This is a genomic window from Clostridium sp. K13 (genome assembly GCF_019734195.1).
In the GTDB taxonomy this organism is placed as follows: Bacteria; Bacillota; Clostridia; order Clostridiales; family Clostridiaceae; genus Clostridium.
This window is the reverse complement of sequence record NZ_JAASHM010000005.1, coordinates 73,617-89,129: the sequence shown is the minus strand read 5'-3', so window position 1 is coordinate 89,129 and position 15,513 is coordinate 73,617. Positions and strand designations below refer to the sequence as shown.

19 protein-coding genes are annotated in these 15,513 nt (G+C 26.8%); all 19 read right to left on the bottom strand.

Annotated elements, in window-relative coordinates:
- The 19 genes from HCG76_RS05070 to tetA(P) all read right to left on the bottom strand — a co-directional run bounded on the left by HCG76_RS05070 (window position 1) and on the right by tetA(P) (window position 15,422).
- Window positions 1–375, bottom strand: a complete 375-nt coding sequence (locus tag HCG76_RS05070; protein WP_221700364.1) for a GntR family transcriptional regulator — start codon at window positions 373–375, stop codon at window positions 1–3.
- Window positions 376–530: 155 nt separating this feature from the next.
- Window positions 531–671 carry a hypothetical protein gene (locus tag HCG76_RS05065; RefSeq protein WP_221700365.1) on the bottom strand — a complete coding sequence of 47 codons (141 nt, stop codon included), beginning with the start codon at window positions 669–671 and terminating at the stop codon, window positions 531–533.
- A gap of 304 nt (window positions 672–975) precedes the next feature.
- Window positions 976–1,446 (bottom strand): Cys-tRNA(Pro) deacylase, encoded by a 471-nt coding sequence (gene ybaK / locus HCG76_RS05060; RefSeq protein WP_221700366.1) that lies wholly within the window; start codon window positions 1,444–1,446, stop codon window positions 976–978.
- A gap of 239 nt (window positions 1,447–1,685) precedes the next feature.
- A complete protein-coding gene (locus HCG76_RS05055) occupies window positions 1,686–2,537 on the bottom strand; it encodes a hypothetical protein (protein ID WP_195955888.1) in 852 nt (283 codons plus the stop codon).
- Between the two features lie 354 nt (window positions 2,538–2,891).
- Window positions 2,892–4,586 (bottom strand): recombinase family protein, encoded by a 1,695-nt coding sequence (locus HCG76_RS05050; protein WP_221700367.1) that lies wholly within the window; start codon window positions 4,584–4,586, stop codon window positions 2,892–2,894.
- Window positions 4,587–4,714: 128 nt separating this feature from the next.
- A complete protein-coding gene (locus tag HCG76_RS05045; RefSeq protein WP_195949612.1) occupies window positions 4,715–5,080 on the bottom strand; it encodes a hypothetical protein in 366 nt (121 codons plus the stop codon).
- Window positions 5,081–5,304: 224 nt separating this feature from the next.
- On the bottom strand, window positions 5,305–5,733 hold the full coding sequence (locus HCG76_RS05040; RefSeq protein ID WP_195949613.1) for a hypothetical protein: 429 nt from the start codon (window positions 5,731–5,733) through the stop codon (window positions 5,305–5,307).
- A gap of 198 nt (window positions 5,734–5,931) precedes the next feature.
- Window positions 5,932–6,078 carry a hypothetical protein gene (locus HCG76_RS05035; protein WP_195949609.1) on the bottom strand — a complete coding sequence of 49 codons (147 nt, stop codon included), beginning with the start codon at window positions 6,076–6,078 and terminating at the stop codon, window positions 5,932–5,934.
- A 95-nt stretch (window positions 6,079–6,173) separates the two neighbouring features.
- A complete protein-coding gene (locus tag HCG76_RS05030; protein ID WP_195955902.1) occupies window positions 6,174–6,713 on the bottom strand; it encodes a hypothetical protein in 540 nt (179 codons plus the stop codon).
- Between the two features lie 58 nt (window positions 6,714–6,771).
- The gene (locus HCG76_RS05025) at window positions 6,772–7,335 is read right to left on the bottom strand and encodes a hypothetical protein (RefSeq protein ID WP_195955901.1); all 564 of its coding nucleotides are present in this window, start codon (window positions 7,333–7,335) and stop codon (window positions 6,772–6,774) included.
- A gap of 548 nt (window positions 7,336–7,883) precedes the next feature.
- Window positions 7,884–8,351, bottom strand: coding sequence for a hypothetical protein (locus HCG76_RS05020; protein ID WP_195951748.1), 468 nt, complete (start codon window positions 8,349–8,351; stop codon window positions 7,884–7,886).
- A 179-nt stretch (window positions 8,352–8,530) separates the two neighbouring features.
- Window positions 8,531–8,665, bottom strand: coding sequence for a hypothetical protein (locus tag HCG76_RS18975; RefSeq protein WP_260458101.1), 135 nt, complete (start codon window positions 8,663–8,665; stop codon window positions 8,531–8,533).
- A gap of 246 nt (window positions 8,666–8,911) precedes the next feature.
- Entirely contained in the window at window positions 8,912–9,412 is a 501-nt protein-coding gene (gene lnu(P), locus HCG76_RS05010) for a lincosamide nucleotidyltransferase Lnu(P) (RefSeq protein ID WP_022071788.1), read from the bottom strand.
- A 155-nt stretch (window positions 9,413–9,567) separates the two neighbouring features.
- Window positions 9,568–10,614 carry an IS1595-like element ISCpe8 family transposase gene (locus HCG76_RS05005; RefSeq protein WP_022071787.1) on the bottom strand — a complete coding sequence of 349 codons (1,047 nt, stop codon included), beginning with the start codon at window positions 10,612–10,614 and terminating at the stop codon, window positions 9,568–9,570.
- A gap of 1,602 nt (window positions 10,615–12,216) precedes the next feature.
- Window positions 12,217–12,525 carry a DUF960 family protein gene (locus tag HCG76_RS05000; RefSeq protein WP_087326177.1) on the bottom strand — a complete coding sequence of 103 codons (309 nt, stop codon included), beginning with the start codon at window positions 12,523–12,525 and terminating at the stop codon, window positions 12,217–12,219.
- A gap of 83 nt (window positions 12,526–12,608) precedes the next feature.
- Entirely contained in the window at window positions 12,609–13,235 is a 627-nt protein-coding gene (locus HCG76_RS04995; RefSeq protein WP_221719001.1) for a hypothetical protein, read from the bottom strand.
- 75 nt (window positions 13,236–13,310) lie between these two features.
- The gene (locus HCG76_RS04990) at window positions 13,311–13,619 is read right to left on the bottom strand and encodes a hypothetical protein (RefSeq protein WP_221700369.1); all 309 of its coding nucleotides are present in this window, start codon (window positions 13,617–13,619) and stop codon (window positions 13,311–13,313) included.
- A gap of 17 nt (window positions 13,620–13,636) precedes the next feature.
- Entirely contained in the window at window positions 13,637–13,966 is a 330-nt protein-coding gene (locus tag HCG76_RS04985; protein WP_004455704.1) for a hypothetical protein, read from the bottom strand.
- 229 nt (window positions 13,967–14,195) lie between these two features.
- Window positions 14,196–15,422 carry a tetracycline efflux MFS transporter TetA(P) gene (tetA(P), locus tag HCG76_RS04980; protein WP_075809651.1) on the bottom strand — a complete coding sequence of 409 codons (1,227 nt, stop codon included), beginning with the start codon at window positions 15,420–15,422 and terminating at the stop codon, window positions 14,196–14,198.
- Between the last annotated feature and the right edge of the window lie 91 nt (window positions 15,423–15,513).

Genomic DNA, 15,513 nt, shown 5'->3' with positions numbered 1-15,513 from the left:
TTATTCCCCCACTGATTTTAATATTTTTATTGCTTCCTCTTTTTCTATACCTATAGATTCCATATCCTGTATAAATTTTTTAGCTAGTTCTTTTCCCATATCAATTTTCAAGTTATTCATAGAATTATCACCCTCACTTATAAATGATCCCATTCCTCTTCTTGTGTAAGTTATTCCTAATCTTTCAAGCTCCCCATAAGACCTTTGCAGCGTATTAGGATTTACTCCTAAGTCTTTAGACATTTCTCTAACTGACGGTAACTTTTCTCCTGGAACAAGATCTCCTGTTGCTATATTTTTCTTAACTAACTCAACAATTTGAAGATATATTGGCTCTTTATTATTAAACTCAAAATTATTAATATTTAATGTCATTTTCAACCTCCGTTCTACTGCACTATTTAAATAGTACAGTATTACAATTTATTTGTAAAGTATTTCCTAAAAAATATAATAAAAAAATAAATAAGCTAATTAAAGCTTTCTATTTCTGCTTTAATTAGCCTATTTATCAAAAGAGCCTAACTACTCTATTTATACGCATCTAAAATTTTAATAAATTCTTTATTATTTTTCAAAAAACTTAATTCATTATCACTGCTACTTTTAAGCATATTAATAAGATTTAAAGCATCCTTATCCCTATTTTCTTCTAATGCAATTTCCATCATGCTAGTTAAACTTATAAATATTTCACTTGTAACTGATAGTAACTTTCCTTCATATATTTCTGAAGCTTTCTATTTTAATAAGCTCACCAGATAACTGTTGTGGAGTTAATACTTTAACTAAAAAAACAGAAAACTTAATTGCTCTTTATAATAAGGGATATAAAGATGCTGAAGCCTTAATCCCCTTTATTAATTCCAACACATAACTAAAATTTTCTCCACAACTAATAATAGAAAAACCCTCTGTTTTTCAACAAAGGGTTTTTTCTGCAAACTGATAAAAATATTGATTTGCAGTATTTTTCTATAACGTTATGTCTGACGTAGTAAATCTTATAACTTTCGAAAGATCATTAAGTGACATTTCTACTTGGTATCCAATTTTCCCAGCACTAAAAATAATAGTTTCACACTCTTCAGCGGAAATATCTATTACAGTTTTAAAAAGCTTTTTCATTCCAATTGGTGAGCAACCACCATGAATATATCCAGTCAAAGGTAATAATTCCTTTGATTTTATCATTTCTATAGATTTTTCACCAACTGTTTTTGCAGCCTTCTTTAAATCTAACTCTTTTTCAACTGGTATTACAAATACATAATTGCTTTTGCTTTTACCTATAGTAACTAAAGTTTTAAAAACACATTTAGGATCTTGACCCAACGCTTCTGCAACTTCAGTTCCACTAATAGCTCCTGTTCCTACATAGCTATGTGTTTGATGTTTTATTTTCTTTTGATCTAGAATTCTCATTACATTTGTTTTTTCATCCATACCTAATCATCCTCTTATTAGTTAATTGATATGATTATTATAACACAAAAAAACTTTACTTTATTTATGATAAGGTTCTCCGTATCAGTATAAAGTGAGGTTTTTTATATAAAAATAAGAACTCTGTATTGCGAGTTCTTATCTCCTTATGTCTTATTGATAGTTTAATTTTTATACATCACTTTATATAATCTATAATATGGCAATCAATAATAGTATCTCAACTATGATAATAAGTGCTACTCCAGTGCACCTATTTCAAAAGTTTTTAATTCACCAACTTTTTCTTTTCTATAATTATAAATGTTACCTGAAAATGTTCCAACGTAAAATCCTCTCACTCTATTTCCATTATTCCATGATGCACTTCCTCCATAGCATAGCTCCCCTTGAATTATCTCTTCTAAATCTTCATCTAATCCAATTCCAACAGAGCTATATACTCCAAACCTCGATTTTAGTATAGAGTCTATTTCTTCTCTAGTATATCCATTTACATTACTACTATCTATACTGCTCTTTTCCTCATATTCCTTTAACGTTTTTTCAAGCTCTTTAATATTGAAATCATAATCTGATAATACTCCTAGCTTATACCCTTCAAACGCTTTAATGTGTTCTAAACATTCCTTAGCCTTATCAATGTCATAGTCAAATAAGTATTGATTATACATACTTATTAGCTCTGAAAGACTTATTTTAAGTTCATCAACATACTGTGTTAATTCACTAGTTACCAAAGTTGATTCAGTTTTTTTGTCATCAAATATCTTGAAATACTCAAAAAGTGTGTACATGCCATTAATAGCATCATCGAAACTTAAAAACCCAAAATTTTCTTCCATATTTAGAGAATCAATTTTACCTTTAATGTTTCTAAAAGCTTTTACTTGCTCATACAACTTATCAGCTTCTTTATCCTTCTTTTCATCCATTGCTAGTTTTAATATTCCTTCAGCTTTTTCATATTCTTTTGAAGCAAATGCTATTTTTGCCTCTTCCATTACTCTGCTGTCATCTTTTTTACCCCCACAGCCTATAAGTATTAAAGAACATAAAGTTACGCCTAGTATTTTGACTATTTTCTTCATAATTTTGCTTCCCCCTCTTTCCATATATTAGACTTTTATTATAAGGTATTTGAGCTTTTAACTATTAACTTGTTTTAATATTCATTTACTATTTTCATTTTTATAAAATTATCATAATTTGTGCTTTTCTATGATAATCATTGGATTTATGTGGAATTGAGTTCAATAGACTTTTTTACATACTCTTTCCACAACTTATAAATCCTAACCATAATGCTAGAATCATCATTATCCAATATTGTTATTTATTATATTTTTCATTATTATTTTACAATACATCTTATTATTTTTCTACATTTTTATTTAATTTCCACCTTTTTCATCAATTTTATGAATTAAATCAAAAAATATATCTTATATTACAATATCTAAATTCAATACACTCATTCCAATATTTCTTAACATAAAAGAAGAAGGAGCATCCTTTATAGATACTCCTTCTTCCTTATTTATATAGTCAACCAAGCTATCATTTATTTTTAGTTTTATTGAATCTATTTCTCTTGCTTCATTTATAGTTATCTCTGATATTATCATATGAAGCAATTTCTTCTGTTGCTCTCTAGTTGCACTTTCTGTTAGAACTTTACTGAAATTCTCTAATATACTCTTTATGAATCCATAAGGTATTTCTTCACTTACATCATCCGAAAGTGTAACTAGCAATGGTTCTTTTTCCTCTTGAAGACTTTTTGCTCTTTTATTTAGCTCATCTTTTCTCTCCTTGAACTCTTCCTTAGATATTAGTTCTTCTTCATATGCTTCGAAAAGTTTAGTTTTCTTTCTATCTATCTTTTCAAGCTCTTTATCTATTCTTTCTAGCTCCTTCTTAGCTGGGTTTATCTTTTTATGTCTCTCTTTATTAATGTTATTCACTATAGTTTTAACCATTTTCTCATTAGAAAGTAATTCTGAAATCTTAGTGAATACATACTCATTAGCTTTATCAACTCTTATTGTATTAGAATTACACACACTTGTGCCTTTATTCTTCCATGCCCCACAACAGTAGTAAGCTATTCTCTTCTTAGTGCCATCAGCTAACTTATTAGTAGTTCTTGAAATCACCATACCAGCTCCACACTTAGGACATCTTAGTATTCCTGTTAGTGGATATTCACCATCATATATTCTTGAAGGCTTACCTTTCTTACTTTCCATGATTGCTTGTACCTTATCCCATAACCCCTCATCTATTATTGCTTCATGTATTCCATCTGTTATTATTGGATTTGGATTTATTGCTCTTCTTCTCTTTTCTGACCAATCCTGTCTAACATTATATCTTATCTTTCCTATGTATACTGGGTTAGTTAAAATATCTCTTATAGAGCCTACAGAAAAATCATTTCCTTTCTTAGTCTTATAACCTAACTTATTAAGTTTATTGGTAATTGCCTTATATCCCTTTCCATTAGAATATTCATTAAATATTAATCTCACAGATTCTGCTTCCTTTTCATTAATTATAAGTTGTGTATCTTTTCTTTTCTTGTTTTCTGTACCTTCAATTGGAACTATGTCATATCCTAAAACCCTATTTCCACCCCATCTTCCATCTCTGGCACGTGCTAAGCATCCCATTTTTACATTCTGAGAAATAGTATTTCTCTCTAGCTCTGCTACTGCTCCCATCATATGCAATGAGAATTTCCCCATAGGTGTCTCTGTCTCAAATTGCTCTGAATAAGACCTAAATGCTATCCTTCTTCTATTTAAAATATCTATAATTTCTAATAGATTTAACATATCTCTCGCAATTCTGCTTATCTTCCACGTTATTACAATATTAAATTTTTCTTCCTGTGCATCTTTTAACAATTCTTGCATAGCTGGTCTACCTTTTATACTCTTTCCGCTTATACCTCTATCAGAATAGCACTTATAAATTTCATAATTCATTTTCTTACACCATTCGGTTAATAGTCTTTCTTGCTCATCTATACTGTAGCCCTCTTCAGCTTGTTCTGACGTAGATACCCTGGAATATATTGCCACCAGATTTTTCTTAGTTCTTTTTGAATCATTCATGAAACTATCAAACTTCATTATTGTATACCTCCATTATTACTTATCATTATCTATCAAATTTATAATATATACTTATCCCATTAGTTTATAATGGAAAATATCGTTATTATTGAAATAACAATAACAACGGTATTTTCCATAATTAATTAATCTCTCCAAGTGTAGAAGTTACATAGTAATTTAAAATTATCTATTTTAACATTACTTAATTTATTTCTTATACTATTTACCATAATTCTAATATGTTCTTGGATTTCACTCACTGTTCTTATGAATGTAGTTTCACCTGTAAAATAATCCATACTAATTTTCTTTTCGGTTATCTTAACATTACTTATACCTGAATTGAATTCTTTATCTAATTCATCTAGTGATACTTCTTCTGCAATAGCTTCAGTTGGAATTATTATTGTATATGTATCTATTGCCATCTCACTTTCCCATTTTCCATTTTCATTAATATCCATATCAAAATTTATTAATACCTTTTCTTTAATTATTTCATTTATCATGTTTATCTTCTCCTTTTACATTGGTTATTTATTTTTTCATTTTCCCAGTACCCCTTAAATTTTCAATATCTACTAAAAATTTAATTAATGTAAGTTAAATAATTGATAATTTATTAATATATACTTATCATCTTATTTTATAACGGAAAATATCATTATATTGTCATTTCAATAACTAGACATTTTCCGTCATTAATTAACTATACAGCTTGTACTTACTTACTCTAATCATTTACCTCTATCTCTCCAGTATTATTAAAATTTTCTACTGTAAATCTAGGGTTAATTATCACCTCTGAGTTATTAAATTCAACTGGTAAATCATCACCTAGACATCCTGTATCAAATATCCATTCATCAAACCCTATGCTATCTACATAATCTAAAAATTCTTCAATTAATTTAATAAAATTATTAGAATCAAGAATAATTTGACACCTCATTGTCCACCACTCTATTATAAGTCCACGACTAGTCTTAAATATTGCTCTTGGTACTATAGATAACTTTTTAAGTTTATCAACTAATTCTTTTATATTTTCATTAGGTATTTGTATTGATAGTCTAAATAGAAGTTGTTCTCCAGTATACATATGCTTTCCTTCTCCTTTCTCTATCACTTCTTTAGCTATTTTCATTTCTCTTTCTTTCATATTAATTTCTCCTTTTTCTTCTTTTTTTGTTATGCTATTATTGTTTTTTACTATGTAACTTACTGCCTTTTAAACTTATCTATATTATCTATACTCATCGTTTTTGATAAGTGATTAATTATTATTTCTGAAATTAAATCTATTATTTCATTACTCTTATTATTGGAACTCATTACTTTCCTCCTCAGTTGTATATTTTTAATAATGATACTCTTTCATCCAATTTATAAACCATTCACTGTCCATTATTTCTTCCTGTTCTCTTGGTTTTACATCTTCTGCTATAACTTCTCCATATATTAAATTTTCCATATTGCTATTTCTTACTTTATTATCTAAACTCATTTACTATTCTCCTCTTATGTTTATTTCACTAAGCATTGTGCTATATTAGCTCAATGCTTAGTAATTAATACACTTATAAATTTTTCTAATTACATCTACTCTACTGTTATTATTGCGACAACATTCTCTTCATATTTAACATATTCAACATCCAAAAATGTAATAGAAGTCTTATTACTGAAATCTAACTTATATAAATCTGTTATTTCCTTAACTATTCCTGCTGAATAAATAACTCCCTTAGATTTTAAAACTTTTATATTTATGTAATTATAATTATTGGGTAGTTGTTCACCTATAGCAATTTTATCCTCTGAAAATGACATTACTACCCTTTCTGGCTTATTTAACTTCTCCATTATTTCATTAGACACTATTATTCTTTTTCCAGTCTTAGAATTTATTATTGACATTACTCCTGCTTCAGCAATACCTTTTTTTATAGATTTACTTTCTGATGGTTTAAATGAATCTAAATCTATACTTTCTTTAATCTCATAATCATCTTCAAATAATTCATTATTACTACTTACCATTTTATTATCCTCCTTATTTTTAGGTCTTAGCTTTGGTGCTGGTCTCCTTGCTCTTAATGCTGGTACACCTGTCTTTTTTCCTATAACCATTTCTGACATTTCTATTCCTCCTTTTAAATTAAGATGACTTAGTAAAATCTAAGCCACCTTATAAATGTTAAATTCCGATAAATTCCTCATATTCATTACCAAATGTAACTTCATTTTCATTTACTTCTACCTCTTGTGTATTATTAAAGTTACTTGCTATCTCTGCTCTTCTCTCTTTCACCATTTCTATAAAATTCATACCTAACATCCCATTTCTTCTCTTTAACTCATCTCTTGCTTTTTGGTACTGTATGAACTCCTCTGCCTCTTCTAAACTATATACATTTATTACATTTAAGTATCTCCCACCTCTAACTGACTCATAATCAAGTTCTACTACAATCTCCTTATCAAACATTTCATAAAAAGGGAAATCTACATACTCATCTATCTTATGCTCTAATCCTACCGCTTTAACAAACTTATAAAAGAGATACTTATTATATGGTGATACCATAATATATTGACTTAGAGATACTCCATTCTTTAAAAGAATTTCTAAGTTTCCACATTCAAAAATATCTCCTTTTTTAGTTTTCTTGAGTCCTCTAGACTTAAAGTCTTTTATCTCTCCTAGTTGTAGTCCTCTTGATAAATCTACTGCTTTACCATCTTTTCTTAAAATAGCCACTTTACCTTCCTCCCTATAATTAAATTGCTGCCGTAGTTAGATAATACTCTTACTTATCATATCTCATCAAATTCTCCAATTTTGATTACATTAAATTAGCTTTTTCGTAATTTTCACATAAAAAAAAAGTAACTTCCAAAAATTAAGCATAATTTCTTCCTGGAGTTCCTTAACTAAAAAGTTTTAAAAATTTTTAACTCTCAACTTCTAGGATTCCATTTTTTCAATTTAATGTAATTACTTCCTGTAAATTTATTCCTTTTTATTAACTGTTAATATTTTCAATATTGTTTTTTCTCCTGTTTTCTACTACTTTTGATTATTACTTTTTACCATTTAACTAGTTAATTTGAGATTATGAATTATTGTTAATAAAAAAGAAGTTTCCCTCTTTTTTTAATCTACTTGACTTACTAATTAATCACAAAAAAAAATAGATAAATTTGTTTTTACACAAATTTATCTACTCTCCTAAAAATCACTAAATACTTATTAAAAATCTAATAAATATTTAGTGAAATTCTATTTAGTTTGTATTCTTCATAATTTTAATATACTTTTGGATTATAACCTTTATGTTTTAATATTATACGTTTCTCATTTTTATCAATTATATATTCATAATTATCTAAATCACTTTTAGATATTACACCAAGAAACATTGAACTTAACGCAAGTGGTATTGTAAAAGGACTCATTCCAGCTGTAACTACTCCACTTACTAGTGCTGTATTTTTTCCTATCTTAGACATTGTCTTTCCAAAACTATTTAATATTTTTTTATAATCCTTCTGCTCCATTTCATGATATAGTTCTCCCTCTATATATATTAAATTATATTTTTTCTTTAAATAATATTCTAAGCGCTCTTTTGTAGTAACTATACTTGGATTAGCTTCTTGCTTTGTTTTACGAATATATCTATTGGTTTCTCTTTCTCTATGACTTCCTACAATATCTGTTTTTATATCATTCAATTTACATTGAATAGATGTTTTCCATACAAAAAATGACATTTTTTATTCTCCTCTCAATCGTTCTTTTTAATTTCATTTTTCTTTATTACTTTTTGTAGCCAATTGCAAGTGTATCCTAAGTTTCTTGATATCTGTTTTAAGTTCCTTCCATTGTAATATTTATTTAGATAATCTATTACTTATTTATCTGAATATAACCTCATTGGAAATGTTATCTGTTACCTCTTATAATTTTCATATACCTTTATAGTTATATCATGTCCTAGAACTTCAACCATATCTTTATAGATACCTCTGTAATTTTCACTCTTTTTACTCATGTTTTCTTGTTCAATCAACTCCTTTTCTTTCACATTAAATATTACCTCCTTTCAAAAGTTTTCATAATATTGAAAAGACAAGTGATTTTTCATTGTAAAATCACCTATTTAATATAAGGCTATGTTAGCCATCTTCGTGATAGATATGACATAAAAACAACCACGCCTTAGACTTTTCAATACATTGAATTATAAGATGTGGTTGTTTTTATGACTTATTATAAATTCTTCGTGATATAGTAATATTATTAAATCTACAGATTATAATTTATCGCTAATTTAAAAATTTTCATATTCTTTAGGTATTGGAATGTTAAATTCTTTACATAATAATTTTACATCATGAATATCACTTTCTCCAAATTCATACCCTAAGTGAAATAAGACTTGATTTTTAGCATTTATACAAGAAACCATAATATTTCCTATTTTTCCAACACCATCGAATATATTTTTTTGAAAAACTTCGCCTTCATAACATATGGTTCCATCACAGTTATCTTTAAACATATGTAAATCAATAATTCGTAATTTATTATCAGACCAAATAGTATGTACTTCACTTGTATACTCCACTACAATTTCATTAAATCCTTTATTTTTAATTATTTCAATAAATTTATTATAGTTTTTTTCTTCTACAAATAAATCAATGTCATTATGCTGACGTGTTTCTTTTCCAAGTAAAGCATCTACACCCCAACCACCATCTAACCATATTTCTATATTATTATTATATGCCCAACTCAATATTTCACAAGCATCATTTATTCCAATCACTTTATCACCTCTAAAAATTTCTATTTATATATAATATTAATAATATCTTCACTTCACATTATATAACAATTGTGAACTTAATTATATTATACAAAGTATTCAATTATTTTACAATTATAAAATGGTTTCATTAATTCTAAGTAAAGTTCCTTATTTTATATTAACTCAATGAATCTATTTCTAATAGTGGCTCTAGTTACATATGTATCCTTAGTAGCTACATTCACTAGCATATCTTTAATTCGGTCATTCTTTTTATTCTTCTTACTTAGTTGTAGAAATTTAAACCAAGCCAAATAATTATTGATATATTTTGTGGATACACCATTAAAAGTCATTAACCATCTCTTAAAGCTACTGTGAAGAGCATTTATATGCTGTAAATGATAAACACTATCTATCATTGATTTTCCCCTAGGAACTTGCTTTAACTCTATATTCAACTTATCCTTTATTGCCATATATGATTTATGTGAATCTACGCAAAAAGTAGCATCTTCACATATTTTATTGTCAAAGAAGTTAATTATTTGATTTGTTGTAATTCTGCCATTACAAACAGCACCCATAAGGATATTTCCTTTTCTATCAATTGCTGTCTCTATACAAATCTGCTCTTTTGATATTCCTCTTTTCTTCTTATCATTTTTACCTTTACCTCTTTTTCTAGGGTTTCTAGGCATTACAAATTTAGTACTTTTAGAATGATTCCCTTTAAAAGACTCCTTAATAAAGCATTCATCTACTTCAACTATACCTTCAACTTTATCATTTTTTAATGATAGATTGATTACATCAAGTATCCTATGACGCATGTAAAAAGACGTTTTAACACCTACTCCGACTTCTTCAGCACATTTTCTTATAGAAAGTCCTAATATCATTAATTCACAGTATTTTAGCCATTTATCTAAGCCTAATTTTGTATTAGAAAATGGAGACATAGTAAACTCATCAAAACTTGTGCGACAACGTTTACATATATATCTTTGTCTTCCGTTAGATTTCCCATTTTTATTTACATCTTTACATTGACATTTGGGGCATTCGTATCCTTTAGAAAATCTACTTTCTTTAACATTATCTCTAATTTCAGAAGAATTAAATAAAGTACTTAATACTTCTTGTGCTACTGAAATTAACTCTGTAAGTTCATTCTTTTTTAAATCTTTTATCATAGCTTTTATATCTATTTTTGACATAATATTAGGTATCCTTTCTGCAAATTAGTTGAAATATAGTTTATACCTATATTATAGCCTATTTTAGATATAATTAATCACAAAGTTAGCTAACATAGCCTAATATAAAAAGAGTTAATGCTTCTTCTATTAGAAACATTAACTCTTTATCAGATTTATAATATATATTTGACTACATCAATTAAAACGGTTGATTTACTATTTCTTTGTTGTTTTTATTTTGAGTGTTATTATTTATTCTCATTTTCTTAAATCTCTGTTTTCTAGTATGTTATTGTTGCTTTTTAATGTATTTCTCTTTTATTGCTACATTACATTTTTATCTACTCTTATTATTATATATAATTCTTTTATTGGTATATCTATTTCTTTATTATTATTTTATTATCTATTGTAATTGGTTAGACATTCTTAATTTTATTTATATGAATTGATATAGTTATTATATATTCTTAATTAATTACTTTTGTTGTTATATTATCTTAATTATATCATTATATATTGATTAGATTTTCTTTATCTTATTGTATCTATTTCTTATCACTTTATATCTTCTTTATTATCAGTAACTTTAATTGTTATAGTCATTAATTATTACTTGATATTATTGAAATTTCTTTATTAATTATCTTTATCTTGTATCATTCTTAATTATCTTATTATTGTAATTTTATTATTATATACTTATTCCTATCATTTTTATTTATTATATTTATTCTTATTATTTATTTTTATTTTTTATTGAAATAGATTTTTATTAATCTATTTCAATTCTTATTTCATTATAAGGCTTTAGCCCCCCTATCCCCCCGTTACTCTTTCCAAGTCCCAAGTCCTTAGTTCCTATTCCCTAGTTCCAAGTTTCATTATTTTTATGTTTTATCATTTCAATTCTTTTTATTTTTGAGTGAATTTAGATTTTTCCTGTACATATTATATGTTATGACTTATCCTTGATTTCAAGTGGAATTATTGAGCCTAGGATTTCCTATGACTTCAACACCTCATAGTCTTTCATGACTTGTTATCCTAGCTTGTATAGTTATGAAGCTATTATTTACTGATTTATCTTTATTGCTTACCATCTTATTTAGAAAACATTCAATTTATCCTCTCTTCGCAGTTTTTCATTCCTATGGCTACATTTATTCACATTTTCTAAAATATCTGTTTTCTGATGTGTTAACGTTGCTTTTTAGATGTACTTAGATTGATTGTAGTTACAGTTTTTCTATTTACTCTACGTTCAAGATAAATTACATCTTTACTTAGACTTCTTCTATTCTTTCTCCTCAATCTTATTCTTACTGAAAATATCGTCACTATCGTTACATCGACACTACTATTACAACGATATTTTCTAGTAGTTTATTATTGTTATAAAAAAAATTAGCTTATTGTTATAATATCATCACAATTAATTTATTATTCTTATTAATTGTGATGATACCTTATTTCATACTACTTCTTAGTTGTTGCTTCTATTGAAGTTGCCACAACTGTTAATACTGTTCCAAGTACCTTTATTACTGTTACTATATCCATGACTTTCTCCTCCTATTTCTTAAATTATTACAATCTTCATTTATCATTACTTTTTAATCAATACTCTTCTGCTAAAAGCATGATATTATAATCATTCTCATCAATTATGAATATTTTTAAATCTTCTTCTACTAAGCTACTTAACTTATTAAATGTATAGATTTTCTTATATTCTGATACTTCTTGTGTATGATCTATTATTAATTCTTCATTACTTCTTCTTATCTTAAATACTTGTAGATAATCTAACTCTATTTCTTTGCTTTCTTTTAAATCATCAACCATTTTCCATAACATCATCTGTAATGAAATATCCAATGTTTCTTTAATCCCTCTCGTCATATACCTATTATTTTTATTAAACATATTCTTTTATCTCCTTATTATTAGCCTTTCATCTTTATCTAAAAGTAAAAAAGGCTATACCTTATTAACTAAGATATAACCTCTTAACAATCTATTTCAGAATATAAATATTTATTATATTCATCTTCATATACTGTTTCTGGAACAAGCCCTAATAGCTCTTCAATATTATTTCCTCTAATTAAGTCATCTATTACCTCTTCTTTACTTGTTTGATCTATCCAATATTCAACTAGTGAGTCCTTATCTATTAAGGCATCAACATGAATTGCATCATCAAGCATATCATCTAATAATTCTATTGCAATATCTTTTAGATTAGCTGAACTTTTATAAATTATGCTATAATCATCAATCATTACATAACCTTGTTCATCTAACTCATTACACCAATTAATAACATGACCTATTGATAATTCTTCTAATCCATTACCTTTTAGATTTTGGTACATAGAAATTATCCTGTCATCAACTTCATTTTCTCCAATTTCTTTTGCTATCTTTACTGACATCCTCCAATCATTTAGGAATTCCTCCTTTAACTCTTCATTGCTTATACTATTTATTAATTTTTCTATACTACTTATTTCTTCTGTTGTTATACTCTTGTATTTATCCAATACCTTCTTAATTTCTCTTATTATATACTGCTGAATTATTGAAGAAACTTCTTCATTAACTGCAATGAACACATTATCTTTATTAAACATTTATACTCTCTCTTTCTATACTTTTATTTAAATGTAAAAAGTCTTAATCACTATTCTTATAGCAATTAAGACTTTTTAGATTTGGTTTATTTCTTGTTTTAACATTTCAATGAATCCTTCTGAAAATACTTTTTCTCTTATTGATTCTTTTATTAACTCTATTAGCTCTAGTTCTGTTACATCAAGACTTCTTGGAATGTATGTCTCATCACCTCTTCTAGTTGCCTTGTAGACACAGAATCTTACTTCATCTCTCTTTAGCTCCTTGATGTAGATTTTCTCTATTGAGTATGTGTACTCTCCCTCTCCAACTTTTCCTTGATTTATTATCTTACAATACTTAGTTTCCTTGATTATCTTATCCTCTTTTATATTCTTACTCACATTAAATTAACCTCCATTTATTCTAATAGGAACTTAGAAAGTTCTTCTGTTGTTACTACTACAATTGCATAATCACTTGAAAGCAAAAATAAGGAAGAAGTCCAATTAACTCCTTCCTTACATTCAATAATATCAGTATATTCTGGTATTAAACCTTGTAACTTATCTTTCTTTAACATTTCGATAACAACGATATTTTCTGCTATAACTATATATCCTCCTAAATCTTTCTCTATATCTCTATTAGCTCCATAATTTTCACCTAATACATTAATGACGTCTAAAACATTACTGATTACTTCTATAGGATATCCTTTTAATTGATTTTTTAAATAAACCTTTTTCATTATAAATTTCTCCCTTCTAAGAAAGTAAAAAACTTTTACTTGTATACATAAATACAAGTAAAAGTTTGTTTTTCTAAGTTAATAATATATATTTAATTTATCTTTTAATACAGTAATTAACCTAATTCTAATATTGTAATTTAAAAGTGTTTTTGAAGATTTCTACAAAAAATTTACGAACCTTCTTGTATTGTTCAATCAAATTATCTTCATTTTTAATCCCTTATATTTATGATATTTTTTTATCCATTATCATAGAAATAATATATAACACTAATACTGGTGCTACTAATAATGAAGTACATACTATACCAATACTTACTGAAATATTTGTAGCTATGATTCCTATAATCGGTCCACCTAAAATTTGACCTAAGGAATTCATTTGTCCATTTATAGAAAGCACAGTAGCTCTAGAATTATCATCTATATGCCCATTTAACCACGCACTGAATATAGGTTCATTTATAATTCTAAAGGTATTTGTTGCCAAATAAGCTATTAACATTAAACTAAAGTTTCTTGTAAGAGCAAATATCAACATAGACGATATATAAAGTATATTTATGCATAATAATAGTTTTCCATTTTTCCTATTATCCTCATTCTTAAGATTCTTTGCCATAAAATGCATTACTATGAAGCTCAATATCATTCCTAAAATTCCAAAAATTCCAAACCAAGTCACTGAACTAAGGTTTCCAAGTTTAGGAAGTGTAGTATCTTGTAAAAAATGCGCATTAGAAAGTCTATCATAACCTTCACTTGATAATCCATAAAATAAAGTTACTGCAAGTAAAATCATAATTATAGATTTACTTTTTACAAATTTAAGACCAGATTTAAATGTATATACCATCTTTTTGAATGTATTTAAATCCCCAGGAGCAGATGGTTTAAAATTATTTTCTGGCATATATAACCATAAAAATAATGCAAGAATTATAAATAAAACTCCACTAACTATAATAGGAAGCCTTACAGAGAAATTAGCTATTACAGTGCTTAGTACTATTCCAATAAATGCTCCTATCTGCCCTGCTTGTGCTCCCTTTATATAAATTTCATCTAAATCTTTATTCTTCTCTTCTTCCGCAATCCAAGCTTCAAGCGAGCCACTGATAAAAGTAGACCCTAATCCCCATACAATCTGTGCTACAAGTACGAAAATAAAACTAGAAATAGAACCTTCTAAAATAAATCCCACTCCTGTTAAAACTCCCCCAATAACAATAGATAGTTTACGACTATACACATCTGCAACTATACCTGTAGGAATTTCAAATATAAAGCATGCTAATTCCAAAGTAGTTCCAACAAGTATAAGCTGAAGTGGATTTAAATGAACTATTTCAATGTGATACACTATCATAACTGTAGCTACTAACGAAAAACACATTGCTGTAATAGCTGAAAATAATAAATAAGTTTTATATGCTGAAAGTTTATTAACCATTAATCATCACCATCCTAGTATTTCTTAAAAAATTTGTTTGTTTTTCATAATCTTCATATTTAAATATATAAATCATCAAAATAATCTCCTT